The organism is Granulicella aggregans (assembly GCF_014203275.1).
GTDB lineage: Bacteria > Acidobacteriota > Terriglobia > Terriglobales > Acidobacteriaceae > Edaphobacter.
In genome coordinates this window covers 207,279-232,747 of record NZ_JACHIP010000003.1, presented here as the reverse complement: position 1 = coordinate 232,747, position 25,469 = coordinate 207,279, and the positions used below count along the sequence as shown (strand labels likewise).

Sequence of the window (25,469 nt, the reverse complement as noted above, 5' to 3'; positions counted from 1 at the left end):
GAACTACCCTTCAGCCTTCTCTACCGGCGCAATCCAACTCTGCAGTACGCGCGTGCTCTGCATCGAATCCTCGCGGATGTGCTCCGCCACGCTATCGAAGATCGCCTGTGCCGACGTCTTGCCCCTTCGCTGTATCGGTGTCGGCGCATGGTGTACCGGCGCGGACATCTGCCGCTGCGGTGTCATCGCGTGCTCTTCCCCCATCTCGTCCATTCCGCCGCTCCCCAGCGCCTCTTCGTGGTCGACCATATCCAGATGATGGTGCTGCATGGCGTCGGCCTCCTGATGGGACCCCGCCCCATCCGCCAACATCACCGGCTCCTTCATCGTCTCGATCGCCTGTTGAGCGACCGGTTTCAGAACAAACATCACCAGCAGGATGCCGCACAGTCCAAGCACCAGCGTCTTAACCAGGTTCGGTTGCGTCCTCAGAAACCCCTTCGCCCCATCGCTCACACGATCGAGAATCGGAGCCGGAGCCTCAGGCGCATTGCTGCTGAAGCTCATGTTCTGGATCACGACCTGGTCGCCGCGCTTCTGGTCATAGCCCACCGCTGCCTGCGCCAACTCTTCAAGCCGATGAATCTCATCGGGCGTGCGCGGCTTCCATACCGTCTTCAGCGACTTCCCCGTACCCTCCGTCACCAGCTTGTCATTCACCAGCACCGCAGCAGTGATCCTGCCCACGCGGCCAGGTCCCATCTCAAGATGCGTCGTATGCTTCGACACCGCATAGGTACCGCTCTCCTGCTTCACTGTCTGTCCCTGCGCTCCGCCCTGCGGATACACCGGAGCATCCTTCTGCAGCAGCGGAGGTGTAGACGGCGTCGCCGCCGGCGATCCCTGCACCGCTCCGTTCGCCGCGCCTGCCGGCGTGTTGCTGGCTGTTCCCGGAACGCCTGACGCCTTCGCCGCAGCCGTCGAACTCTGCTCGCTGCGCTGCATGTTCGTAGCGGCGACCTGCGTCGGGTCGTAGACCTCGTCGGTCTTCTCCTCACTCGACTGGTCATAGCTCACCCGCACCGTCGCCCGAACGTTGTCGCGCCCCGCCAGCGGCTCCAGCAGGCTCACCAGCTTAGCCTCCAGCGCCTGCTCCACATCGCCCGCCTCCATGGTGGCAGACTGCGGCTTCAGGTTCACCCGCCCATCGGCGTCAACCAAGACCACATCCGCCGGACTCAAATTATCGACCGCCCCGGCCACCAGGCTGCGTATCGAATCCGCTTCAGCCGCATCGACGTTCGATCGCTTCAGCTTCAGCACCACCGACGCCTTCGCCACCTTCTCCTGCGCCGAGAACAAACTCGGCTGCGGCAATACCAGATGCACCCGCGCTGACCGCACCACACCCAGCGTCTGGATCGTATGTTCCAACTCGCCCTCAAGCGCACGCTGATAGTTCACCCGCTCATCGAACTCACTGCCCACCCAGTTCGGCTTGTCGAAGAGTTCAAACCCCATGCGTCCCGACTGCGGCATTCCCTTCGCCGCGACCTCAATCCTTGCCTTATCGATCGTGTCAGCCGGAACCTCGACGCTGCTTCCATCCGCGCTCATCCGGTAAGTCAAACCCGCAGCCGAAAGCTCCTGCGCCACCTGCTGCGAGTCCCGCGCCTCCATCCCGTTGAACAGCACGCGCCAATCGGGCCTGCCCGCGTACCAGACCATCGCCGTCACCGCACCCACCAGGAAGACAATCGAGGCAAGCAGCCAGTTCCGTCTCCCGGCCGGCATCACCATCACCCGGTGGCGAAGGTTCTCGGCCATCTGCTGCACCGGGAGCGACGCTCCCTTCGGAGCCGGCTTTCCTTCAATGGTCTTTATCGCCTCAGCTTGCTCCGCCACAAGTTGCCCCTGTCTTTTTCGCTAACGCTTTTTGCGTCAACTTCCAACCGTAACCCCTACCGACATCGCCGGACTTTGGCCCATGTCGACCAGCACCACTAGAACTGCATGCCCATCATCTGCTGATACGCCGAGACCGCCTTGTTCCTTACCTGCAGCGCCAGCTCGAACGCGACACTCGCCTTCTGCGAAGCGATCATCACGTCATGCACCTCCACGCCCTGCCCGCTGAGCAGACCTGTCACAGCCGTTTGAGCCTCTTTACCCAGGTCGCGCGACTGGTTCACGATCGCCTGCATCACTCCCGCAAACGGAGTCGGTCCCGATACATTCACCACCGAGTCCTTCAGCCCCGCGCCCGTCACGCCGGTCCCAATACCAGCTCCGCTAATCGCTCCCGCCGCTCCCGCTACTCGCTCCGCTATGTTCATCGCCCTCTCCCTCTTTGACTCTCTGCGTTTAGAAACTTCAGCCGCTCCGTCGAAGCCGAAACACCCCGGTAACTGGCCCAATTCAGATCAGGCGACGAGGCCACTACCTCAATATGTCCAGCGACGAAGAGATCATCGACTTCTCCGCCTGCACCGCCGAAATATTCATTCCGTACGACCGCGTCGCTCCCATCAGGTCGACCATTTCCGTAAGTGGGTTGATGTCCGGGTACGAGACATACCCATCCGCATCCGCATCAGGATGCCCAGGCTCGTACCGCTTCAACGCATCACTCGTATCGCGGATCACTCCGGTAACGGCGACGCCGCCCGGAACCGTACTGGCAGCGTTCACGCTCCCCGGCATCGCGCTCAGGAAGCTCGCGCTGCGAATCTTCCCCCCGGCCCCGAACTGACTCGAAAGCGAAGACGTTGAAGGCAACCCCGCCTGCGCAATCAGCGAGTCCTGAAAAGCACTGCTCTCTTCCGCTTCAAACACCACATGCTGTCGCTGGTAGGGCACGCCATCCTCGGTCCTCGTGGTCTCCGCGTTCGCCATGTTGGCGGCTACAACCTCGGCCCTCACTCGTTGCGCCTGCAGTGCTGAAGCGCTCACATCCAATGCCCCGAACAGATTCATCGCATCTCTCCCTTGCCAGTTGCCCGCGGATCGTTACTTGCCATCCGAGGCGTGAATCGCGCTCAATATCTGCGTAAATTCGCCTTTGACCAGCTGCACCCCAAGCCGGAATCGCAACTGCGCTTTCGCCAGTTCCAAACCCTCGCGATCCATCGACACGTTATTGCCATCCGGTCTCGCAACCAGGCCATTCACCACGCTGACCTCCGGGTCCAGCGCGCCAAGCCCATTCGCCCCGAGCGAGAGCGGATTAGCATTCAACTGCCGCGCGAACTCCTGTTCAAAGTCGAACCCCTCCGTCTTGTATCCTGGGGTGTCGACGTTCGCCATGTTCGCCGCGGTCAGCTTCATCTGATCGCTGGCAAGATCCAGAAAGCGCCCCAGCGCCTGGCTCATGGGTGTGCTCAATTGCATTGGCTGTACCTCGCAGCCTCCTACAAGCAGCCGGTGTGCCAAAACAGCCCTGCGGCAGATAAGAACGCTGCCATAATCCCCACGTACTCTGCTGCGAAACCAATCTCCGCCGATCATCCATCACCGCAACGTCATACGGCTGTGACTGACGTGAACTATTCCCACAATGGCCGTAGAATGCTCCCGTGCCCATTCATCGCATCCTCTCGCTCGCCTGCCTGATCGCCGCCCTCACACCCATGGCCGCAGCACAACAGATGACAATCCCAATCTGGTCGCACGGCGCGCCCGAGACCACAGCCGGCCTCGGCCCGGAGAAGGACGTCGATCTCCCGACCGATGCTCTCATCGCCGGCAAAAAAATCATTCGCCTTACCAACGTCAGCGAGCCCACCGTCGCCGTCTACAAAGCGGATGGAAACGCACCAGCTCCAGCTGTCCTCGTCCTTCCCGGCGGCGGCTATCAAATCCTCGCCTACGATCTCGAAGGCACCGAGGTCTGCTCCTGGCTCAACTCCATCCACATCACCTGCGTCCTGCTCAAGTACCGCGTCCCCTACGACGGCCACTATCCCGAGCGCACCGAAAACCTCGAAGACGCGCAGCAGGCCATGCGTCTCACCCGCCAGCACGCCGCCGAGTGGGGCATCGACCCTAAACGCCTGGGCGTCCTCGGCTTCTCCGCCGGAGGCCACCTCGCCGTAGTCCTCAGCAATCACTTCGACTTCGCACCCGATGCGACAAAGTCCGCCACGCTAAAGCAACACGGCGCACTCGACGCCTCGATCAGCGCCCGCCCCGACTTCGCCTTCATCATCTATCCCGGCTACCTCGTCCACTGGCCCGACAAATCAACAATCGCCCCCGAGGCCATCCCAAACGCCTCAACGCCGCCCACCTTCATCCTCCAGGCCGAAGACGACCCCGTCCACGAAGAGAACGCCCTCGTCTACTTCCAGACCCTGAAGGACGGCAACATACCCGCCGAACTTCACCTCTACGCCAAGGGCGGCCACGGCTACGGCCTTCGCCCCACCGAACTCCCCATCACCCACTGGCCGCAACTCGCCGAAACCTGGCTTCGCACCATCAAGATGATTGATGCGAAATAACCACCATCCTCGATCGCCATATTCTCGGTTTAAATCAATAGAGTGAAAACCGTCATCCTGAGCGGAGTTCCTCTCAGTTTCATCGAAAGGAACGCAGTCGAAGGACCCCGAAGGATCTCACGCAACCAGAGAACTCTCCAGCTTTCAGCCAAAGAATTCTCTAAAGACAGCAATCGCAAGCCACTACTTCGCCAGCGGCAGCATAATCGTCTTCCCACTCGTCGCCGACCGCCGCGCCGCATCCAGTATCTCCGCCACAATCACGTTGTTCTTCAGCGAAGACAGATCGGCCTTCTCCTCGATCTGCCCACTGATCACCGCCTCCATATAGTGCAGCGGGTCGTCATAAGGCGCGACCAACGCGGTCCCCTTGATCGACTCCGCCTCCTTCTCGCCCTTCTTCCTCACATCCAGCCGGTCGGAGTCGATCGTCTTCGCATAGCCCGTCACTCCATACACATCCATCTGCTTCACCGCGAATGGCCAGTTCCAGGAGCCCTCCACAATCGCAGTCGCATGCTTGTAATTCAAAAGAATCTCCGCCTCATCCGACACCTTCGGATAAAGCTCCGGCTGCAGTCGCTTCGTCACCGCCGTCACCGAAATCGGCGCCTCGCCATTCATCATCCACGTCATCAAATTCGGTCCATAGCAGCCAAAGTCCGTCAGCGCGCCGTCGCCGTCCTGCACCGGATCGGTCAGCCATGAAAGAAACTCCGGCTGCACGTGGATCTTCGTCGGCCCCTCATGCCCATCACGCATCACCGCCTTCACAATCGGCCCCAGTTCACCCTTCTGCAGCAGATTCACCGCCTCGGTGTTGCTCGTGTACCAGGCAGTCTCAAAGTCCACCAGCACATGGATATGCCCCTTCTCCGCTGCGCGTTGCATCGCCAGCGCATCGGCATAAGTGAAGGCCAGCGGCTTTTCCATCAGCACATGCACGCCGAGGGCAGCGCTCTCCTCCACAATGCGACGGTGCTGATCAGGCGCGGTGAACACAAGGACTGCCTTCGGATGTACGTGGCTCACCATCTCCGCGATGCTCTTGAAGTGAATCGATGGCGAGAGATGATACTTCTGTGCGTACTTTTCGAACAGCGCGTCATCCTTCTCGACAATACCTACAAGCTCGGTATCGGGCCGTTTCAGAATGCTCCCCGCAGGGTTGAGATTGCCTCCCCCTAAAAAGCTCTCCACGTGCCCATGCACCAGTCCAACGATCCCGACCTTCATCACTCCCGTTGAAGGCGCCGCTGCTGTAGTAGAAGTTTGCGAAGCCCCGGAAATCACCGATGCGATCAGAAAAACACCAAGCCCAAACACCTTCTTCATCCAATGCCCTCGATCTCAGCCATCTTGAAACACAGCCGAAATTGCCGAGGCCATTATCCTGCCGCGCTGCCACACTCGGCAAACCCATGCCTGAACATCACTACGCCGCGCTCGTCACCCTCCCAAACCGCAGGTCCGCGACGCGAATCTCCTGCCGCTCCTGCGCAAGAATCACTCCCCGCTCCAGCACATGCATCAGCTCCCGAACATTGCCCGGCCAGGAGTACATCTGCAGCCGCGCCAATCCCTCTTCGCTAAGCCGCTTCCTCGGAGACTCTTTCCCCATCTGTTCGAGAAAATGCTCCGCGAGCATCTCCACGTCTTCTCTTCGTTCGCGCAGCGCCGGCACCTCAATCGGAAACACGGCCAGCCGGTGATACAGATCCAGACGAAAGGTCTTCTCCGTCGCCCGCTGCTCCAGCGGCTGATGCGTCGCCGCCACCACCCGCACATCGACACGAAGAGTCTCGTTATCTCCCACCCGCTGCAACTCGCCGCACTCGAGGAACCGCAGCATCTTGGCCTGCAACGCCAGCGGCATCTCCCCAATCTCATCCAGGAAGAGCGTGCCTCCATGCGCCGCTTCTATCCGCCCCGTTCGCGATGCGACCGCGCCTGTGAATGCTCCGCGCGTATGTCCAAATAACTCCGCCTCCAGCAACGCCTCGGGAATAGCCGCGCAGTTCAACACCACAAAGGGCTTCTGCGAGCGGACACTCAGCCGATGCAGCGCTCGTGCCACGATCTCCTTGCCCGTTCCCGTCTCCCCTTCGATCAGAACCGATGTAGACCGTGGCGCGACCATGCGAATCAGGCGCGTCAACTCAAGCATCGCCTCACTCTGACCCACCAGCTCTGGCAGAGTGCCTTCCGCCGGACGTCCCTCAGAAGAAGGCATACGAATCCGATCCTGCGCACTTGCCGGGAAGACTCGGACGCTGGAGTGCTGAACACTCCCTCTCGGGATCGAGAGCGCAGCCGCGGCCCATACCGCGGTGTCCGTCGCCGGCAGGGCATCCTGCGCCTCACGCAGAGCATGCAGCAGTTCGTTCCGCCGCGGGCTCCGCACCCCCTCGTTCTCGCTCGTCCCATCGATCCGCAGAAGGTCGATCGCCGGATGCGAGGAACGGATATGGCAGACAAGCTCCACGATGTCGAGGTCGGGAAGCCAGCTATCCAGCATTAAAGCCTCAGCCGGTGCCTCGTCCAACAGCGCAACCGCCTCTGCTCCACCGCTGGCCTCTCGCACCTGCCAGCGAAGATTCATCAAGTTTGCCCGCAGCCGCGCTCGCAGGGCTACATCAGTGCTCGCCACAATCACCGTTCGACTGGCCGAAGCTCCGTTCTCTCCCGTGAAGCTCTGTGGTGAGTTCATGGATTCTCCTCCGCCCTTCATCCTGCACCTTCCGTTGCATTGCGATCACCGTTACCCTCAGACGCTCGATAGCGTCCGTACTCCAGCCCAGCACCTGTTTCATCTCATTGCTAGCCTCCAGACTCGACCCGTATTCCAACAGGCACAGCAGCGCCGTCATAGGCTGGCTCAGCTCATGCAGTCCATCTTCCATGCTTCGAAGCAACCCTTCCGGCGAATCGCCAGCGTCAGCCGTTGACACAATGCTCTCGTGCAGCGCCATGGGCCCCTTCACGGTCTTGACGACGACCAGTCTCTTCTCCATCAAGCTCGCCAACCTGAACCACCGGCGACAATCGATTCCTGCGCCGATACTGGCCGGACACTTCGGACCGGCTTTCTTGTTGCATCTCCGACACGCGCAAACGATGCCGAGGAATCAGACAGCCGGTACCCTTCTCCGCGCACAGTCTCGATCAACTCGGAACCTAGTTCCCCAATCGCAATTTCGGCAACGCTCTCGCCGGGCTCGGCACTTCCCAGGTGCGCCGTCGCATAGGCAGCTGCCAGCTTCCGCCGCAGATAGTTGATATAGACATCGACGACATTCGTACCTGTGTCGGCCTTCATCTGCCACACTTCGCGAAGCAACTCGCTCCGGCTGCAGCAAAGTCCCCGGTGCTGTAGGAGAAACTCGAGCAATGCAAACTCTTTCGTCGTCAGATCGACGATTTGGCCATCACGCGTCACCTTGCGCTCAATCCGGTTCAGCTCCAGGCCACCGACACGCAGCACAGGGTCGGCGTATTGCTCCCGCCGCCGCAGCAGCGCCCGGCAACGCGCACGAAGCTCGCTCAGATTGAACGGCTTCAACATACAGTCGTCCGCCCCAAGGTTCAAGCATTGAATCCGGACCTCAAGATCGCAGCGCCCGGTGAGCACCAGCACCGCCATACCGTCGAAGCGGCCCACCAGTGCCTCGAGTACCTCTGTGCCGTCTTTCTTAGGGAGACTCAGATCCAGTACGAGAAGCGCTGGTCGCCTGTCCGCCATCCGGTCTAACGCAGCCTGACCATCTTCAACCCACTCGACCTCATGACCATCAAGTCTTAAACCCTTAACAAGAAATCCGCCAAGGGAACAATCGTCTTCTACAACTAAGACTCGCATCGTTGCACCATCCCAAATACCATCCCAGGAACCCGTGGCCCTTGCACTGGTTTCGCCCGTCAAGGGAGCGTGCCCGATCCAGTGCTCTTCCACCATGTCGCCTTCTGACGATCTCTACAAGCTTTGATCCAGGAATTCGTCATATCAAGTCCCAAAACAGAACCGCTCTTGTGGAAAAATCTTCAGACCCGAGCCATGAAACTTGGTCAACTCGTTCAGGCAGCAACCCCGCAGTTAGCAATTCGTTCATCATCCTGCGTTAGACTCATCCCACCGTGACGATCACCAAATCCGCAAGCTCCCCCTCGACTCGACGCAAGCCCCCCGCGAAGCCAGCCCACAAGCCTGCTGCGCCTCCCGAACCTCCGCCGGTGGAGACCCTCTTTTTCTCCCGCGACGAGTCCTGGCTGCACTTCAACGAGCGCGTCCTTGAAGAGGCCCAGGACCCCTCCAACCCTCTGCTAGAGCGCGTCAAATTCCTCGCGATCACAGCCAGCAACCTCGACGAATTCGTCGAAATTCGCGTCGCCGGAATTCTGCAGCGCATCGAAGACGGCATCAGCATGCCTCAGCCAGCCGACGAAGGTGGCCTTTCGCCGCAGGAGCGACTAGACCGCCTAAGCGTCCTCCTTGCGAACTTCGTTCAGACTCAGTACGCGTGCTGGAACGAACAGCTTCTTCCCGCACTTGAGAAGGAGAAGATCCGAACGCTGAAGTTTGCGCAACTCAGTACGAAACAGCGCGCCCACGCTCTGGACTTCTACGCGAGTGAGGTCGACCCCCTCCTCACCCCGGTCACCATCGATCCCTCCCACCCCTTCCCTCGAGTCCTCAACAAAGCCCTCTGCATCGCCCTTTTACTCCGCCACAAACGCAAGGGCAACACGACGACTGCGCTCGGCGTCGTCACCGTGCCGCGTTCACTTCCTCGCCTCGTCTGCCTGCCCTCTTCCACAGGCTCCTACGACTTCATCCTCCTCCACGAACTCATCGAGTCCCAGGTGGACAAGATGTTCCCCGGCTACGAAGTCCTCTCGCGTTCGGCCTTCCGCGTCACCCGCAACAGCAACCTCTACATGCAGGAAGAAGAGTCGCGCTCCGTCCTCGAAAGCGTCCGCTCCGAGCTTCACAACCGCCGCAAGGGCGACGCCGTCCGGCTGGAGATCGAGGATGGCGCAAACGAAGACATCATCGAGCGCCTTCGCACCAACTTCGAACTCGACCCCTGGCAGGTCTTCCGCACCAAGGGCCCAGTCAATCTCTCCCGCATGATGAACCTCCCCTCAGAGGTCAAGCGGTCCGACCTGAAGTATCCCGACTTCAAGGCCCGCGAGTTCAAGCTCGATGCCAAATCCACCGACATCTTCGACCAGATCCGCAAAGGCGACATCCTCTTCCATCACCCCTTCGACTCCTACAAGGTGGTCGAAGACTTCATCACCGCGGGCGCTCTCGACCCCCACGTCATGTCGATGAAGCAGACCCTCTATCGAACCAGCAAGGACTCCTCCATCTTCCGCGCCCTCACCGACGCCGGCCAGAGCAAGGAAGTCACCGTCGTCGTCGAACTCATGGCCCGCTTCGACGAAGACTCCAACATCCGCTGGGCACGCGAACTCGAAGACGCTGGAGTCGGCGTCTACCACGGCATCTTCGGCCTCAAGACACACTGCAAGCTCGCCCTGCTCGTTCGCCGCGACCCCGACGGAGTGATCCGCCGCTACGTGCACCTCGGCACCGGAAACTATAACCCCGTCACGTCGCGCTTCTACACCGACATCAGCCTCCTCACCGCGAACCCCGAGATCACAGCGGCAGTCCAGCATGTCTTCAACTACCTCACAGCCGAGGCGGAATCAGACGGCTATAAGCCGCTCCTCGTCGCTCCCCTGACCATGGCCTCTACCTTCCTTGATCTCATCACCCGCGAAGCAGAACACGCAAAGGCGGGCCAGCCCGCGGGAATCATCGCCAAGGTGAACGGTCTGCTCGACCGCGCCACGGTCGAAGCTCTCTACGAAGCCTCAATAGCGGGAGTTCAGATCGAATTGATCGTCCGCGGCATGTGCTCGCTCCGTCCCGGCGTCAAGGGCCTCAGCGAGAACATCCGCGTCCGCTCCATCGTCGGGCGCTTCCTCGAGCACAGCCGCATCTTCACTTTCGAGAACGGCGGCAGTCCAGAGATGTTCTGCGGCAGCGCCGACTGGATGGCCCGCAACCTCCACGAGCGCTGCGAGGTCGTCTTCCCCGTTACCGACCCCGCCCTGCGCGACCGCCTCCGCAACGAAATCCTGGGCAGCTATCTCGCCGACACCCGCAAAGCCCGCCTCCTCCAGCCAGATGGCCACTACGTCCGCGCCACCCACAAGGGGCAGGGCTTCAGCGCTCAGACTCACCTGATGTGTCTCGCGGATCCTTCGATGGGCGATACCAGCACGCCACCAGCAGACGAGTAGCCGCAAACGCGAAAACGCCCCTCCTCCGTTGCATCGGAGGAAGGGCGTTTCGTATCTCTATCATCGTCTATTGCTGCCTTTTGCTGTACTTCGCTGCAACCCGCTGCTCTTTGTTGCCCTACTGCACTACAAACGTAACGGTCGACGTGTGCGACACCGTCGCACCCGCAGAACTTGTCCCCGTGGCTGTCACGACGACCGTGTAAGTTCCGGCGCTTGAATTGGTGACTCCCGTTGTCGAAGAGGAGTTATCCCCGCAGCCGGTCATCATCGACACCGCACCAAGAGCGAGCACCGCTGCAAACAGCCCAGTCCAACGCCGTCGCTTCGGTACCATCAGGAGCAACACACACGCCACGGCAGCTCCCGATCCCGCATACCAGGTCCGACCGATCGGCGGCGCGGACTTCTCCAGCGATGCAGACTCAACAGGCTTCAACCGCAGCCGCCCGCTCCCCGTCCTGGCGTTCGCAGAGTACGCTGACAAGATTAACGTCGTCGTCACCGGCGTCGTCGATGAAATCGTCTCCGTCAAAGGCGAGAAAGAATACGTCGCACTCAGATTGTCCGATGTACCCGCCGAGAACGTCACCGATCCTGTGAAGCCATTCACAGGAGTCACCGTATAAAGAACTCCCGAACCATCGGCGCCAGCCTTCACGGTAACCGTCGTCGTCGCCGGTGTAAGCGTAAAGTCCGCAGTCGACGCCGAAGTGACATCGAGAGTCGCCGACCCCTTCGACGACGCATAAAGCGCATCCCCTGAATACGCCGCCGAAATCACGTGAGCACCAGACGAGAGCGCGGTCGTCGAAAGCGAAAGCGTCGCAGCACCGCTCGCCAGTGTCACCGCGCCACCAGTCGCGACGTTATCAACCAGAAACTGTACCGTTCCAGTCGGCGCAGTCGAGTTTGCTGTGCCGCCATTCGCAACCGTCGCGGTAACAGTCACGGGGGTGCCGGCTGTAACCGAAGTAGGGCTCACCGTCGCCGTCGTAGTCGACACCTGCGTGCCAGTCGTTCCAGTCGTGACCGGCATCACCAGCGTCCACGTATTGGCGAGGTTGTAGGCATCCACCGAACCCCATCCCGTCGCAAGATCGTAGCCTACGTTCGCGCTATATCCGATGTTGCCGCCCGACGGACAGTTCGTAGACCCGGCCGTACATGGACTCGCATTATTGCCTACCGTCACATCGTGAAACACCGTGTTGTAGTACGTGCTGTTCGCCAGCGCATAGATCACCGGGTTCGCATTGCCGGTCGCGGCCCCAATCTTCTGCTGCACCAGCGCAAGGATTCCCGCGAACGAAGGCGCGGCCACCGACGTTCCACCCACGATCGTTAGGTTTCCCGAACTCGTCCGGAAGCCGTTCACGCACGATCCCTGCGTACACATGAGATACCCGTCGTGATTCGCCGCTGAATTCAGCGAGATGTCCGGAACGTCCCTCGCAAAGTCGCTCGGAACTCCAGTGCCCGTCTGCCAGGAAGGCTTAGCAAAGAACGAACTCGCCCCCCCGCCGCCAGCACCAAACCTGGGCGAATTCCCCACAATATCCTCAGCGGTCTCGTTCCATACCGCCTCCGGAATATAAGAGATGGCCGATCCGCCATTGGCGTCGTTGCTGCTGCCAAAGTAAGTACCGGCTCCCTCATTGAACATCGTTCCGCCCAGCGACGTCACATACGGAGAACTCCCCGGGAAGTCGACTGCGAGTCCATGGGTGGCGCTTGTGACGGGGGCGACGTCGTCGCAGTCCGTTGCACCTGAGTCGCCAGCGGCACTCACGATCGTTATTCCCTGTGCATTTGCCTGCTGGAACAGAGTATTCAACGAATTCGCCTCTGCTCCGCCCTCACCCGCTTCGCAAAGCCCGTAGCTGATCGATGCAATCGGAGCCAGATTGTTATCGATGATCTGCGTAAGCGAATTGATCACTCCTCCAGAACTTGCCCCTGTGTTTACATACAGGATCGAAGACGATGGTGCGACGGCCCCCGACCATTCAATGTCGAGATCCGCTTCACCCAAATCGTCCGAACTCGGCGTACCCGGGTCAGTCCCATAAAGCTTCACCGTAGGAACATTCGCAGTCAGTCCCGCCGCCGAACGAAACGCCGCAATATCGCTGAGGGCGATGTCCGTCTGCCCCGCAATCGCGATCGTAATACCCGTTCCATTGATTGAACTCGTCAGCAACGGCTTCACGTCGTAGATCGTATAAAAATCCCCCGGGGCGATATAGATATTCCCTGAAGTGGATGAAGTGAACTTCGGATTGGCATTTGCCTGCACCTGACGCACCCGCGAATGAGGCTTCAGCTTGAAGTCGTCGAGCCCCGCCACGCTACCCACCACGCCCGCAATCCCCGCCGGCAGAGATACCGCCGTCACATTCGCGATGTGCTCCTCACCATTCACAGAAACCCTGTGAATGCTGGTCCTGAAGGCAGTCTGAGCCCGCGCAACGGTCCCGCTGAACTGGATAAACGTCCCGCCGCGTGCAATCGATTCCACCTTGAATCCCTGTCCCGTCAGCCACTGCGAAACAGTCGCAAGATCGCTGCTGCTCATCCCGAACTTCGACGCAAACTGCTCCGGCGTCAACCATTGGTGATACTTCGAAGACGCAGGATTCTGCTGGTCTTCGAGCAACTGAATCAGCGCCGCCTTCTGCGCCGTCGTCATCGTGAATCGCAGCGTCATCGTGCTTAGCGCCTTCGTTCCATCCGCTTCGCCAAGGTCGATCATGCCCTGGCCACTCTTCAGTCTCGGCGAAATTGACTGCGCCAGTGCCACCGTCTGCGAAGCACTAACGCTGGAAATCCGGTTCTGTACGGCGGCCTGGGCACCAGGCACAATCACGCTAAGGCTTGCCAGCGCGGGGAGGAGACGGCGGAACAAAAACTTGAGCATCTATCGGGCCTCTTAAAGAACTATCCCACGTCGCCACAGCCCGGAACCATCCAGCCGCGGCGAGTCTTCGGGAACATTCCACTGAACCCCAGCTGTCCCAAAAGGACTCGCCGGAAACTCATGGATTCTCTTTTGACCCACTACGCGACAAATCGTTAGTTCTCTCAATCTCCGCCACCAAACGTGCTTTCCCGAATGTCCCGACATGGGTGCCGGGTGCCCCATCCATGGCTCGCACTTGGCCATGGGTGGGAAGGATCACCGCGAAATCTCCCAGGCGTCCTAAACCGAATAGCGTCCCGCCTTGATCACATGCCCCGCCACCATCCGCCTTAACGAGATCGTATCCGCCGGGTCGTGCTTGGCCAGCCGCCGCAGAATCGTCAACTGCGTCCGCAGCATATCGCCCTCCGCCACCGCCGCAATCACCTTCTTCGCCGCAGACTCAATCACTTCCATCGCCCCCGCCGCATAGATCTTCGCCATCGCGACACCAACATCCTTATTTGGCCCAGCCCCAGCCTTCCGAGAAGAGATCTTCTCCGCCCGCAGAACCACACTCTCCATCACAAAAACCTGGATAATCATGTCCGCAATCGCCGCCATCACCTCCTGCTCGTCCGCGATCGCAGCCATGTACTTCTGCGTCGCCGCACCAGCCACAAACAGTGCCAGCTTCTTCGCGGACGCCAACAGCCCAAACTCCTCCGCCAGCGCGCCCTCGCGCTCTTCCTTCTCCACCGGCCCCGCCATCACCTCATCCATCAGCGTCTTGATCGCCTGCATCAGCGGCAGCTTCCCACTCATCGCCGACTTCATCAGCCACCCGGTAATGATCAGCCGATTGATCTCATTCGTCCCCTCAAAGATCCGGTTGATCCGCGCATCCCGATAAGCCCGCTCAGCCGGATACTCCTCCACATACCCATAACCAGCGTAGATCTGCACCACGTGGTCTACCACCATATCGAGCATCTCCGAAGCCCACACCTTCACGATGCTGCACTCCACCGCGTAGTTCTCAATCTGCTTCTGGATCGCCTTCGTATCCTTGTGGTCTACATCCGCCAGCGCCTGGTCGATCATCCCCACCGTCCGATAGCACAGTGCCTCACCCGCGAAGATCCCCACAGCACACTCCGCGATCTTCTCCTGGATCAGCCCAAACTCCGAGATCGACTTCCCAAACGCCTTCCGTTCCTTCGCGTACCGAATCCCATGCCCGAACGCCTCACGAGCCCCACCAACCGCCGCCGCTCCCAGCTTGAACCGGCCGACATTCAGCACGTTGAACGCGATATGCGATCCCTTCCCCACCTCGCCGAGCAGGTTCTCGACAGGCACCTTGCAATCAGCCAAGATCAACGGACAAGTAGAAGACCCACGAATCCCCAGCTTGTGCTCTTCCTTGCCGACGGAGAATCCCGGAGTTCCCCGCTCCACCAGGAACGCGGTCAACTTTTCTTCACCCTTCTTCTCACCATCCTGGATCGCGCACTTCGCAAACACCGTATAGATGTCCGCGAACCCGCCATTCGTGATCCACATCTTCTCGCCATTAATCGTGTAGTACGTGCCATCCTCGCTCAACACCGCCCGGCTCCGCGGGTTCATCGCGTCCGACCCCGACGTCGACTCCGACAGCGCATAAGCCCCCACAAACTCACCCGAAGCCAGCTTCGGCAGATACTTCTTCTTCTGCGCTTCCGTCCCATACCAGACAATCGGCAGCGTCCCAATCCCCACATGCGCCGAGAACGCCACTGAAAAGCTACCCTGCTTCGCAATGTTGTCCGCGATAATCGCCGAGGTCACCTTGTCCATCTCCAGCCCGCCATACTCCTCCGGAATATCCACCGAAGTAAGTCCCAGTTCCGACGCCTCTTTGATCAGCCTCCGCGTCACCGCAAAGTCCTTCGCCTCAATGGCGTCGCTAACCGGCACAATCTCATTCGCCGCGAACTTCGCGGTAGTCTCGGCGATCTGCTTATGCTCGTCGGTAAAGTCCTCAGGGAAAAAGCAATCCACTGGCGAAGCATCCGAGATAAGAAACGCGCCGCCAGCAATCTTTTTAGCGGTAGGGATAGGTGTGGTCATAGTAGCCATGGTGTAACTCCTCAAAACATCAAACTCACCTACAAAAGCTCAAAGAAGCCCTTCATCCTGAGCGGAGCATGCCGCGTTCTTTGCGGCATGCCGAGTCGAAGGACCCCGACGATCTCAACACAACCCATACCGCTCGAACATTTCTGCCACTCCCGCTCATCGTTTGTCATTCCCGAAGGGAATCTGCGCTTGTTCCTACATTCACAATCAAAACCCGCCATCTCGACCGAAGCGACGGACAGCTTCACCGTCCGTCGCGTAGTGGAGAGACCCCCGCATTTCATCTTTCCTAAGCTGAATAAACTTGCTATACGCGAGAATCATCAGAAGCACATCAATGAACAACAGCGAATAATACGCATAAGGTGTGCGCCCAGTAGGAGCTAAATCCTTTCTGCCAAGCAGGGTAAGAAGAGAAATGACAGTCTGACATGGCAAGAGCCCAGCCGATAAAAAAGTGACAACACAATTACCTTGTTTTTTGAAAACGACCAGATCAACCCGAGCGCAATGCCCAAGGTTGCCAGATTCCCTAAAATAAATGCGGCAACATAGCCACCTGTTATCGATCCAAAGGATGACCCAAGTAGCAAGAAAGCAGACACCGCGAGGCCGCCTACTAAAGCAATAGCAGTTACGAGCGCGTACCACGCTCTTCCGGGATACGTGAGCAAGTCCATAACTATGCCACCGCCTCAAATATCCCCGCCGCTCCCATCCCACCACCAACACACATCGTCACAATCCCGTACTTCACGCCCCGCCGAGGCATCTCCCGCAACAAAGTAGCCGTCAACTTCGCCCCCGTACATCCCAGAGGATGCCCCAAAGCAATCGCCCCACCATTCACATTCACCTTGCTCGGATCGATCCCCAACACCTTGATCACCGCCAGCGACTGCGCCGCAAACGCCTCGTTCAACTCAAACAGCCCAATATCCTCGAGCGACAGCCCCGCCATCTTCAGCGCCTTCGGAATCGCATGAATCGGTCCGATGCCCATCTCCTCCGGATCGCACCCCGCATACGCAAACGCCACAAACTTCGCCATCGGCGCAATCCCCAACGCCGCAGCCCGAGCAGCCGACATCACCACCGCCGCCGCCGCTCCATCCGAAGTCTGCGACGAGTTCCCCGCCGTCACCGTACCCTTCGCATGAAACACCGGCTTCAACTTCGCCAGCGCCTCCAGCGAAGTGTCCGCCCTCGGCCCCTCATCTTTACTGAACACTGCCTCCGACGTAACCGCCTTCGACTTACTTTTCCCATTGCTCACTACAGAACTTGTAACCGAAACCGGCACAATCTCATCATCGAACTTCCCCGCCGCCATCGCCGCCAGCGCCTTCTGGTGCGACTCATACGAGAACTGGTCCATCGCCTCACGCGTTATGCCGTAGTGCGTCGCCACCCGCTCCGCCGTAAGCCCCATCGACATATAGCTTCCCGGATAGTTCTCCATCAGCCACGGATTGATCGAGATCTTGTTCCCGCCGAACGGAATATAGGACATGCTCTCCGTCCCACCCGCAACGATCACCTCCGCCCCACCCCCACGAATCCTGTCCGCAGCAATCGCAATCGACTGCAACCCCGAAGCGCAGTATCGATTGATGGTCATCCCCGACGCCGTAATCGGCAACCCCGCGCGAAAGCTCGCCACCCGAGCGACGTTCATCCCCTGCTCCGCCTCCGGCATAGCGCAGCCCAGGATCACGTCCTCCACCTCCGCCTTATCCAACTGCGGCACCCGCGCCAGCGCCCCCTGAATCGCAAACGCCGCCAGGTCATCGGGCCGCGTAGTCTTCAAAGTCCCTCGAGGAGCCTTCCCCACCGCCGTCCGCACCGCCGAGACAATCACCACTTCATTCATTGGACTACCTTTCGGTTTACAACTTCCAGAACGACTGTTTCGCCGTCCGCCACATCTTTGATTTGGTCATGGAAGCTTCCCATAAAGCTCAAGTATTCAGATAGCGTTGCGATGTATACGTTCGCCGATTCCATAGTCGCGCCTGTCACCAATTGCCGTTTGTATCCGTAACAGGTCCCACTCGAAAGATGCAGTCCGTCCTTCCTGTATCCAGCTGCGATGGCATCGTCAAAGGCCATTGGAAAAAGAATGCTTGGATTTACTCCTGCTTCGGTCGCGGCTTCAAGGCTGCCTAGGTTAATGTCTAATAAACAAATCGATCCACTCGCATCCTGCAAAAGCAGATCACCAAAAGGGGAGATCGCTAGTAAGTTAAATTCCTTTAAATCGGCTAGCCAATCCCAATCCTTCGCAACTTCAGTCAGTTCAAGACTCATAAACACCTCGAAAGTACGGCAACCGCTTCCCTAATTCCTCAACGGTTTCCCCGTCTTCAAAGTAAAAGCGATCCTCTCCTGCGTCTTCTTCTCTCCACACAGACTCAAAAACGCTTCTCGCTCCAGGTCCAGCAGATACTGCTCACTCACCAAAGTCCCCGGAGTTACCTTGCCACCACACAAGATCCAAGCCGCCCAGTTCGCCACCTTCGCATCATGCTCAGAGATGAAGCCGCCCTCGCGCATCGTCCAAACCGCCAGCTTCAAAGTAGCCAGCGCATTCTCTCCAGGAGCCGCAATGTCCCCCCTCATCACTGGTGCCGAATACCCCGCATCGACCAGCGCCCGAGCCTTCGCCTTTGCATCCGTCAGCAACCGGTCGCGATTCATCGTCACCGCATCGGTCTTCTGCAAATAGCCCAAACCACGCGCCTCCGCCGCCGATGTCGAAACCTTCGCCATAGCCACCGTCTCGAAGCTCTTCTTCAGGGCCTCGAAGATCTCGACACCCTCAGCCCGCCCATCGGGCCGAATACTCTGCCCCGCCTCGATCGAACGTATCGTCAGCTCCTTGCATCCCCCGCCGCCCGGAATCAGCCCCACTCCCGTCTCCACAAGCCCCATATAAAGTTCCGCATGAGCCTGCCGCGCCGCCGCGTGAATCGAAATCTCCACTCCACCTCCGAGGCACATTCCATAGGGAGCAACTACCACCGGCCTCGGGCAGAACTTGATCGCCTGCGTCATGTTCTGGAAGCCCTTGACCATCAACTCGACTTCATCCCACTCCTCTTCCTGCACGCCCAGCAGAAGTTGCATCAGGTTCGCGCCAACAGAGAAATTCGCCGAGTCACCGCTGATCACAAACGCCTCAAAGTCGTTGACCGTCGTACTCCCCGGCTTCAGCGTCTGCGTAATCAGAGAGACGATATCCCCGCCCAGCGCGTTCATCTTCGAGTGCAACTCAATCCCCGCAATCCCATCGCCAAGGTCCACCACCGACGCCCCGGGATTCTTCTTCACCACACCATGCGCCTTCTTGATTACGCCAAATGACGTGACGCCCTCAGCCACCGGCACAGCCTTGTACTCACCGCTTGCCGGATCAAAATACAACCGCCCTGAAGCCGTCGCCGGATCATCCACGTACCATTTCGGATCGACGCCACGAGCAGCCAGCAGCCTCTCCACATTCGCCGAGACTGGCAGCCCCGCCGCCCGCATCTTCTCCGTCGTCGCGGCCACCCCCGCAGCGTCGAACATCTCAAACGGCCCAAGCTCCCAATTGAAGCCCGTCTTCATCGCCGCATCGATCTCAACGATCGAATCCGCAATCGAGTTCGCAACCGGCGGCACACGATTCGCCGCATACGTAAACAACTCCGTCAGCAGAGGCCAATAGAACGCCGCAGCTTTGTCCTTGCTCGCATCCCCATGCAGCAGTTGCGCGATCCGCTTCGGCGTCGACTCCACATTCTTCGCCATCTCAATCGCCTGAAACTTCGGCCTCACGCTCGGCCCATACTCCAGCGTCTTCCAATCCAGCACCAGCCTTATATCCCGCCCCTGCTCGTCCTTGCCCTGCTTCTTATAGAACCCCTGCCCCGCCTTATCGCCGAGCCATTTCTTCCCGAGCATCTCCCCAATAAACGAAGCCAGCCCAACATCCTGGCGTTCGTCCTCAATCGAAGCGGCCTTCGCCGAAAAATTCGTCGCCACATGCGCCAGCACGTCGACGCCCACCAGATCGCCCAGCCGGAACGTCCCCGTCTTCGGCCATCCCAGCGCCGCCCCGGTCAGCGTATCGACCTCTTCGATCGTCAGCCCCTGCTCCATCATCAGCCGAATCGCGTTCCCCATCGAAAACGTCCCGATCCGGTTCGCAATAAAGTTCGGCGTATCGTTCGACCGCACCACCGTCTTGCCCAGCCGCGTGTCGCAGAAGTGCGAGATCGCCGCCACATCCGCAACATCCGTCTCAGTAGTAGCAATAATCTCCAGCAGCCGCATATACCGCGGCGGATTGAAAAAATGCGTCCCTAAGAAGTGCGGTCGCACCTCGTCGCTCAACGTCGCCGCAATGCTCGCAATCGGAATCCCCGAAGTGTTCGAAGTAAGAATCGACCCCGGCCGCCGATGCTCTTCCACCTTCGCCAGCAGAGCCTTCTTGATCTCAAGATTCTCCGCCACCACCTCGATAATCCAGTCGCAGTCCTTGATCAGCGCCAGGTCATCCTCAAAGTTCCCCGTCTGAATCAGGCGAGCGGCTTCGGGCGTATAGAACGCTGCCGGCTTGGACTTCTTCAGCCCCTCCATCGCCGTCAGCACAAACTTGTTCTTTTCAGCAATTCCCGCATCCGCCGCCGTCCCCGGCGGCACAATATCCAGCAGCACCACCGGAACGCCGGCATTCGCCACATGCGCGGCGATCCGCGATCCCATCGTCCCCGCGCCCAGAACGGCGACCTTGCGAATCTGCCTGCCCAAACCAGTCATTCTTCACACCCCGCCCAACGCAGCGAAGCATACTGAATGGTCATTCATTCCGTCAAGTAAAGAGTCGGAGAATCGAACCGCGCACTAGAAACGCAGCAACGCCCGCTCCTGCGAAGGCAGAGGCGAGCGACAGCAGAAAGTCTACGGAGAAGTCTTACGCGTGGACCGAAAGACGCGCTCCAAGAGCCAGTAACGCGCCCGCCTGCGACGTCGTCGATGATGTCGTGGTCGTGGTGCCAAGCTCCACAGCTACCAGCGTCTCAGGCAAACCGACGGTCGTGGCGATCGTCTGCGCCGAGCGTCCCTGATCCGCGAGTTGTTTGATCTCATCGGCCACGCTCACCTTGGGCGCCTGCTTGGCTTGAGGAGCGGTGTCGAGCGTTGCGTCGTTGGAAGAAATTGCGGAGATCGAAAAGGACATTTCTCACCTCGTGGGTGGAGCAAGTCGTTATCTATCGGCAATCTCCTCGAAGTTGTTCACCCCGGCAGGCGGACTTGCTCGAAATTTCGGCTCCATGTACACCAGAATCAATGGACAAGATAGCCATCTTCGACGGCCACAACGACGCCGTCCACCTGATCCGGGAGTACAAGCCCGACGGCATCGACTTCCTCGCCGCCAACGCGACAGGTCACCTCGACCTTCCCCGAGCCCGCACCGGCGGCATGATCGGCGGATTCTTCGCCCTCTGGGTTCCCGCCGAGCACCCCCTGGAAAACACCCTCACCACCACCGAGTCCAGCTACTCCGTCCGCATGGCCGAGCCCCTCGACCCCGCCTACGCCCGCCGCGAGACCGCCCGGCAGTTGGCCGCGCTGAAATCCCTCGAAGCCCGCTCCGAGGGCTCTATCCGTATCGCCACCACGGTCACTCAACTCGAGCAGTCACACCGCGACGGCGTCTTCTCCATGCTCCTCCACATCGAAGGCGCCGAAGCCATCGGCCCCGACCTCACCGAACTCGACGCCCTCTACACCCAGGGCCTCCGAAGCCTCGGCCCGGTCTGGAGCCGCCCCAACCTCTTCGGCCACGGCGTCCCCTTCGCCTTTCCCAGCAGCCCCGATACCGGCCCCGGCCTCACTTCCGCAGGCTTCGACCTCATCCACGCCTTCAACCGCCTCGGCATCATGATCGATCTCTCCCACCTCAACGAGCGCGGCTTTTGGGATGTGGCTCGAACCTCTACCGCACCACTCGTCGCCACCCACACCTGCGCCCACGCGCTCTGTCCCTCAGCCCGCAACCTCACCGATCGTCAACTCGACGCCATCCGCGAATCCAACGGCATCGTCGGAGTCAACTTCTCTGTCAACGACCTCCGCCCCGATGCCAACCGCAACGCCGATGTCTCCCTGGACAACGTCGTCCGCCAATTCACCTATCTCACTGACCGCATCGGCATCGACCGCGTCGCCCTCGGCTCCGACTTCGACGGCGCAACCATCCCCTCCGCCATAGGCGACGCCAGCGGCCTGCAAAACCTCATCGCCGCTCTCCGCACCCACGGCTTCGACGAAGCCTCCCTCAACAAGATCGCCCGCGAAAACTGGATGCGCGTCCTGCGCCTCACCCTACGCTGAGTCCTGAAGCGTCTAACCAGAGACCTCGCGCACGCCAATCGCGTATCTTAGGTAAATCATTTCGGAGGTGCATCTGTTGCGTTTGCGTCATCTCGCCGCTGCCTTGTTCGGAACCATCCTCGCTGTAGCCCCTCTTCTTCAAGCCCAGGATCTCGCCAGCTTTGAAAAGCGCACCACCGTCAAAGTGCTACCAAACGGCCTCACTCTGATCGTCTGCGAGCGTCCCACCGCCCCTGTTTTCAGCTACTTCACCCTCGTCGACGCCGGATCGGCCGATGATCCCCAGGGTGCCAGCGGCCTCGCCCACATGTTCGAGCACATGGCCTTCAAGGGCACCACCGAGATCGGCACCACCGACTACCCCGCCGAAAAAGTCGCCCTCGCCAAGGTCGAAATCGCCTACGCTGCCTACGACGCCGAACTCCGCAACCTCGTCCATCAGGATCCCGCAAAACTAGAATCCCTACACAAAGTCTTCCTCGCCGCCCAGGCAGACGCCGAAAAGTTCGTCATCCCCAACCAGTTCTCCGAACTCGCCGAACAGAACGGTGCTGTCGGCCTCAACGCCTCGACTGGCGAAGACTCAACCCAGTTCTTCTGGTCCATGCCGTCCAATCGCCTCGAGCTCTGGGCCTACATGGAAAGCTCCCGCCTCGCCCACCCCGTCGAGCGCGAGTTCTACAAAGAGCGCGACGTCGTCCAGGAAGAGCGCCGCATGCGCATCGACTCCTCCCCCACCGGCCGCATGGTCGAACAGTTCCTCGCCACCGCCTACGTCGCCCATCCGTATGGCCGCAGCGGCGTCGGCTGGGAGAGCGAGATCAGCCAGGTCACCGCCACCGAAGCCGAAGACTTCCACAAGAAGTACTACGTCCCCGCAAACATTGTCATCGCCATCGTCGGCGACGTGAAGGCAACCGAGACGATGCCTGTCCTCGAGAAGTACTTCAGCACCATCCCCGCCGGCCCCAAGCCCGCTGCGATGACCACCATCGAGCCGCCGCAGTTCGCCGAAAAGTCCATCATCATCAAGGAAGAGACCCAGCCCTTCTACATCGAGGGCTACCACCGCCCCGACTACCGCGATCCAGACGACTCCGCCTACGACGCTATCACCGATATCTTCTCCAACGGCCGCACCGCACGCCTCTATCGCGCCTTGGTCCGCGACCAGGGCATCGCGGCGGAAGCAGAGGGATTCAGTGGCTTCCCCGGCGACAAATATCCCGGCCTCTTCGCCGTCTACGCCGTCCCGTTGCCCGGGCATACCACCACGCAGATGCGCGACGCCATCCACAAGCAACTCGACCTCCTCAAGACCACCGACATCTCCGACGAAGAGCTACAACGCTTCAAGACCCGCGCCCGCGCCGACCTCCTCCGCGGCCTCGCCGACAACGAAGGCCTAGCCCATCAACTAGCCGAGTACCAGACCCGCTTCGGCGACTGGCGCCAACTCTTCCGCGACCTCGACAAGATCGACGCCGTCACCAAGTCCGACGTCCGCCGCGTAGCCAACAAGATCTTCATGGACAGCAACCGCACCAGCGCCCAGATCGACTTCCAGGCACCCACCCAGAGAGCTCCGGCCAGCACAGGAGGTGCCCAATGAACCTCTTTAGCCGCACTTCCCAAGCCCTCTCCAAAACCGTCATCTCGACCGAGCAAAGCGAGTGGAGAGACCCCAGCATTTCGCCCGTAGCGCCACCAACCTCGGGCGCCCCATCCATGGCTCGCCTTTGGCCATGGGTGGGTCTAGCCACCGCTTTCCTCGTCGCCTCAACCACCCAAGCCCAATCCCCCGAACCCTGGAAGCAAATCCCAGTCCCTCCCCTCCACGCCTTCAAACCCGCCGAGCCCACCCGCATCGAGCTCCCCAACGGCCTCGTCATCTTCCTCCAGGAGGACCACGAACTCCCCTTCATCAGCGGAACCATCCTCATCCGAGGCGGCAGCCGCGACGAACCCGCCGCCAAAACCGGCCTCGTCTCTCTCTACGGCCAGACCTGGCGCACCAGCGGCACCGCCACCGCCGACGGCGACATCCTCGACGACCGCCTCGAAGCCAAAGCCGCCACCATCGAGACCGGCGGAGGCGTCGCCCTCACCACCATGAGCTGGTCCAGCCTCAAGTCCGACTTCGACTCCGTCTTCACCACCACCGTCGATCTCCTCCTCCACCCCGCCTTCAAAGCCGACAAGCTCCAGCTGGCCAAGTCACAGATGGAAGCCGGCATAGCCCGCCGCAACGACGACGCCAGCGGCATCGCCGCCCGCGAAGCCAGCCTCCTCGTCTACGGCCCCAAAAGCTCCTACGGCCGCGAAGCCCAGTACGCCACCGTCGACGCCGTCACCCTCGCCGACTTCAAATCCTGGCACGACGCCACCGTCGTCCCCAACAACATCATCCTCGCCGTCTCCGGCGACTTCGACCCCGCCGCCATGGAGGCCAAGCTCCGCAGCACCTTCGGCTCACTCGCTCGCGGCAAAGCCACGCCAAAATTCAAAGCCGACTTTACCGGCCCCAAACCCGGCGTCTATGTCGTCGATAAGAAGGACGTCAACCAGTCCAACGTCGCCATCCTCGGCCTCGGCACAGAACGCAACAATCCCGACTACTACGCCCTCAGCGTCATGAACGAGATCTTCTCCGGCGGCTTCGGTTCACGCCTCTTCCAGGACGTCCGCACCAAGCTCGGCCTCGCCTACCAGGTCAGCGGAGCCTACGGCTCCTCCTACGATCACCCCGGCGTCTTCGAGGTCACCGCCTCCACCAAGAGCGCCAGCACCGTCGCCGCCACCCAGGCCATGCTCGACGAGATCGGCAAGCTCAAGACCGTCCCACCCACCCCCGACGAGCTCCGCAAAGCGAAGGAAGAGCAGCTCAACTCCTTCATCTTCCGCTACGACTCGCCCGACAAGACCCTCAACGAGCAGGTCACCCTCGCCTTCTTCGGCTACCCCAAAGACTTCCTCGAGAAGTACAAAACCGGCATCGAATCCGTCACCGCCGCCGACGTCTCCCGCGTGGCCAACAAGTACATCGACGCCTCAAAACTAGCAATCCTCGTAGTAGGCAACCAGTCCGAGATGACGACACCTGTCTCCACCCTCGGCAAAGTCACCACGCTCGACATCACCATCCCCGGCACCCCACCCGGAGGCCCACCCCAGCAATAACTGTCTCGTTTTTGTTTGTCATTCCCGAAGGTAATCTGCGTTTACGACAGCCACCAATTCGGGTGCCCCATCCATGGCTCGCACTTGGCCATGGGTGGGATCACCCCCACGACTACATC

19 protein-coding genes are annotated in these 25,469 nt (G+C 60.1%); 5 read left to right on the top strand and 14 right to left on the bottom strand.

The window, feature by feature from the left end; all coding sequences use genetic code 11:
- Positions 1 to 3 precede the first annotated feature (3 nt).
- From fliF to flgB, 4 genes are all read right to left on the bottom strand, one after another.
- Positions 4 to 1,845 (bottom strand): flagellar basal-body MS-ring/collar protein FliF, encoded by a 1,842-nt coding sequence (fliF, locus tag HDF16_RS11300; protein ID WP_348641302.1) that lies wholly within the window; start codon positions 1,843 to 1,845, stop codon positions 4 to 6.
- 98 nt (positions 1,846 to 1,943) lie between these two features.
- Complete coding sequence (gene fliE / locus HDF16_RS11295; RefSeq protein ID WP_184216650.1) at positions 1,944 to 2,276, bottom strand: flagellar hook-basal body complex protein FliE; 333 nt, start codon at positions 2,274 to 2,276, stop codon at positions 1,944 to 1,946.
- 103 nt (positions 2,277 to 2,379) lie between these two features.
- Positions 2,380 to 2,916 (bottom strand): flagellar basal body rod protein FlgC, encoded by a 537-nt coding sequence (gene flgC, locus HDF16_RS11290; protein WP_184216648.1) that lies wholly within the window; start codon positions 2,914 to 2,916, stop codon positions 2,380 to 2,382.
- 33 nt (positions 2,917 to 2,949) lie between these two features.
- Positions 2,950 to 3,330 carry a flagellar basal body rod protein FlgB gene (flgB, locus tag HDF16_RS11285; RefSeq protein WP_184216646.1) on the bottom strand — a complete coding sequence of 127 codons (381 nt, stop codon included), beginning with the start codon at positions 3,328 to 3,330 and terminating at the stop codon, positions 2,950 to 2,952.
- A 185-nt stretch (positions 3,331 to 3,515) separates the two neighbouring features.
- On the opposite strand from flgB, the gene HDF16_RS11280 reads away from it, so the two are divergent.
- Positions 3,516 to 4,442: an alpha/beta hydrolase gene (locus HDF16_RS11280; RefSeq protein WP_348641301.1), complete on the top strand. Its 927-nt coding sequence runs from the start codon at positions 3,516 to 3,518 to the stop codon at positions 4,440 to 4,442.
- A 183-nt stretch (positions 4,443 to 4,625) separates the two neighbouring features.
- Here HDF16_RS11280 and HDF16_RS11275 read toward each other — a convergent pair whose 3' ends face one another.
- The 4 genes from HDF16_RS11275 to HDF16_RS11260 form a co-directional block, all read right to left on the bottom strand.
- Positions 4,626 to 5,777, bottom strand: a complete 1,152-nt coding sequence (locus tag HDF16_RS11275; RefSeq protein ID WP_184216644.1) for a Gfo/Idh/MocA family protein — start codon at positions 5,775 to 5,777, stop codon at positions 4,626 to 4,628.
- Between the two features lie 100 nt (positions 5,778 to 5,877).
- On the bottom strand, positions 5,878 to 7,152 hold the full coding sequence (locus HDF16_RS11270) for a sigma-54 dependent transcriptional regulator (protein WP_184216642.1): 1,275 nt from the start codon (positions 7,150 to 7,152) through the stop codon (positions 5,878 to 5,880).
- Positions 7,079 to 7,456, bottom strand: a complete 378-nt coding sequence (locus HDF16_RS11265; protein WP_184216640.1) for a hypothetical protein — start codon at positions 7,454 to 7,456, stop codon at positions 7,079 to 7,081. Before HDF16_RS11265 ends, HDF16_RS11270 begins: the two co-directional genes overlap by 74 nt.
- Positions 7,456 to 8,301, bottom strand: a complete 846-nt coding sequence (locus tag HDF16_RS11260) for a response regulator transcription factor (protein WP_184216638.1) — start codon at positions 8,299 to 8,301, stop codon at positions 7,456 to 7,458. Before HDF16_RS11260 ends, HDF16_RS11265 begins: the two co-directional genes overlap by 1 nt.
- A gap of 275 nt (positions 8,302 to 8,576) precedes the next feature.
- Between HDF16_RS11260 and ppk1 the strand changes: the two genes are divergently transcribed.
- Positions 8,577 to 10,757: a polyphosphate kinase 1 gene (gene ppk1 / locus HDF16_RS11255; protein ID WP_432432240.1), complete on the top strand. Its 2,181-nt coding sequence runs from the start codon at positions 8,577 to 8,579 to the stop codon at positions 10,755 to 10,757.
- Positions 10,758 to 10,875: 118 nt separating this feature from the next.
- On the opposite strand, the gene HDF16_RS11250 is transcribed toward ppk1, so the two are convergent.
- The 6 genes from HDF16_RS11250 to HDF16_RS11225 all read right to left on the bottom strand — a co-directional run bounded on the left by HDF16_RS11250 (position 10,876) and on the right by HDF16_RS11225 (position 21,010).
- The gene (locus HDF16_RS11250) at positions 10,876 to 13,677 is read right to left on the bottom strand and encodes a protease pro-enzyme activation domain-containing protein (RefSeq protein ID WP_184216636.1); all 2,802 of its coding nucleotides are present in this window, start codon (positions 13,675 to 13,677) and stop codon (positions 10,876 to 10,878) included.
- A 282-nt stretch (positions 13,678 to 13,959) separates the two neighbouring features.
- The gene (locus tag HDF16_RS11245) at positions 13,960 to 15,783 is read right to left on the bottom strand and encodes an acyl-CoA dehydrogenase family protein (RefSeq protein ID WP_184216634.1); all 1,824 of its coding nucleotides are present in this window, start codon (positions 15,781 to 15,783) and stop codon (positions 13,960 to 13,962) included.
- Between the two features lie 682 nt (positions 15,784 to 16,465).
- The gene (locus tag HDF16_RS11240) at positions 16,466 to 17,656 is read right to left on the bottom strand and encodes an acetyl-CoA C-acyltransferase (RefSeq protein WP_184216632.1); all 1,191 of its coding nucleotides are present in this window, start codon (positions 17,654 to 17,656) and stop codon (positions 16,466 to 16,468) included.
- Complete coding sequence (locus tag HDF16_RS11235; protein ID WP_184216630.1) at positions 17,653 to 18,093, bottom strand: hypothetical protein; 441 nt, start codon at positions 18,091 to 18,093, stop codon at positions 17,653 to 17,655. Before HDF16_RS11235 ends, HDF16_RS11240 begins: the two co-directional genes overlap by 4 nt.
- Positions 18,094 to 18,123: 30 nt before the next feature.
- Positions 18,124 to 20,589 carry a 3-hydroxyacyl-CoA dehydrogenase/enoyl-CoA hydratase family protein gene (locus HDF16_RS11230; protein WP_184216628.1) on the bottom strand — a complete coding sequence of 822 codons (2,466 nt, stop codon included), beginning with the start codon at positions 20,587 to 20,589 and terminating at the stop codon, positions 18,124 to 18,126.
- Positions 20,590 to 20,743: 154 nt separating this feature from the next.
- Positions 20,744 to 21,010, bottom strand: coding sequence for a hypothetical protein (locus HDF16_RS11225; protein ID WP_184216626.1), 267 nt, complete (start codon positions 21,008 to 21,010; stop codon positions 20,744 to 20,746).
- 110 nt (positions 21,011 to 21,120) lie between these two features.
- Here HDF16_RS11225 and HDF16_RS11220 point away from each other — a divergent pair, with 110 nt between their 5' ends.
- From HDF16_RS11220 to HDF16_RS11210, 3 genes are all read left to right on the top strand, one after another.
- Positions 21,121 to 22,170, top strand: coding sequence for a dipeptidase (locus tag HDF16_RS11220; RefSeq protein WP_184216625.1), 1,050 nt, complete (start codon positions 21,121 to 21,123; stop codon positions 22,168 to 22,170).
- A 76-nt stretch (positions 22,171 to 22,246) separates the two neighbouring features.
- The gene (locus HDF16_RS11215; protein ID WP_246409018.1) at positions 22,247 to 23,782 is read left to right on the top strand and encodes a M16 family metallopeptidase; all 1,536 of its coding nucleotides are present in this window, start codon (positions 22,247 to 22,249) and stop codon (positions 23,780 to 23,782) included.
- On the top strand, positions 23,779 to 25,350 hold the full coding sequence (locus HDF16_RS11210) for a M16 family metallopeptidase (RefSeq protein WP_246409017.1): 1,572 nt from the start codon (positions 23,779 to 23,781) through the stop codon (positions 25,348 to 25,350). Before HDF16_RS11215 ends, HDF16_RS11210 begins: the two co-directional genes overlap by 4 nt.
- Positions 25,351 to 25,469 lie beyond the last annotated feature (119 nt).

Bases quoted from the DNA above. Each gene is read 5' to 3' on its own strand.
- fliE (WP_184216650.1), bottom strand. From the start codon at position 2,276: ATGAACATAGCGGAGCGAGTAGCGGGAGCGGCGGGAGCGATTAGCGGA.
- flgC (WP_184216648.1), bottom strand. From the start codon at position 2,916: ATGAATCTGTTCGGGGCATTGGATGTGAGCGCTTCAGCACTGCAGGCG.
- flgB (WP_184216646.1), bottom strand. From the start codon at position 3,330: ATGCAATTGAGCACACCCATGAGCCAGGCGCTGGGGCGCTTTCTGGAT.
- HDF16_RS11275 (WP_184216644.1), bottom strand. From the start codon at position 5,777: ATGAAGAAGGTGTTTGGGCTTGGTGTTTTTCTGATCGCATCGGTGATT.
- HDF16_RS11270 (WP_184216642.1), bottom strand. From the start codon at position 7,152: ATGAACTCACCACAGAGCTTCACGGGAGAGAACGGAGCTTCGGCCAGT.
- HDF16_RS11265 (WP_184216640.1), bottom strand. From the start codon at position 7,456: ATGGAGAAGAGACTGGTCGTCGTCAAGACCGTGAAGGGGCCCATGGCG.
- HDF16_RS11260 (WP_184216638.1), bottom strand. From the start codon at position 8,301: ATGCGAGTCTTAGTTGTAGAAGACGATTGTTCCCTTGGCGGATTTCTT.
- HDF16_RS11250 (WP_184216636.1), bottom strand. From the start codon at position 13,677: ATGCTCAAGTTTTTGTTCCGCCGTCTCCTCCCCGCGCTGGCAAGCCTT.
- HDF16_RS11245 (WP_184216634.1), bottom strand. From the start codon at position 15,783: ATGGCTACTATGACCACACCTATCCCTACCGCTAAAAAGATTGCTGGC.
- HDF16_RS11240 (WP_184216632.1), bottom strand. From the start codon at position 17,656: ATGAATGAAGTGGTGATTGTCTCGGCGGTGCGGACGGCGGTGGGGAAG.
- HDF16_RS11235 (WP_184216630.1), bottom strand. From the start codon at position 18,093: ATGAGTCTTGAACTGACTGAAGTTGCGAAGGATTGGGATTGGCTAGCC.
- HDF16_RS11230 (WP_184216628.1), bottom strand. From the start codon at position 20,589: ATGACTGGTTTGGGCAGGCAGATTCGCAAGGTCGCCGTTCTGGGCGCG.
- HDF16_RS11225 (WP_184216626.1), bottom strand. From the start codon at position 21,010: ATGTCCTTTTCGATCTCCGCAATTTCTTCCAACGACGCAACGCTCGAC.
- HDF16_RS11220 (WP_184216625.1), top strand. From the start codon at position 21,121: ATGGACAAGATAGCCATCTTCGACGGCCACAACGACGCCGTCCACCTG.
- HDF16_RS11210 (WP_246409017.1), top strand. From the start codon at position 23,779: ATGAACCTCTTTAGCCGCACTTCCCAAGCCCTCTCCAAAACCGTCATC.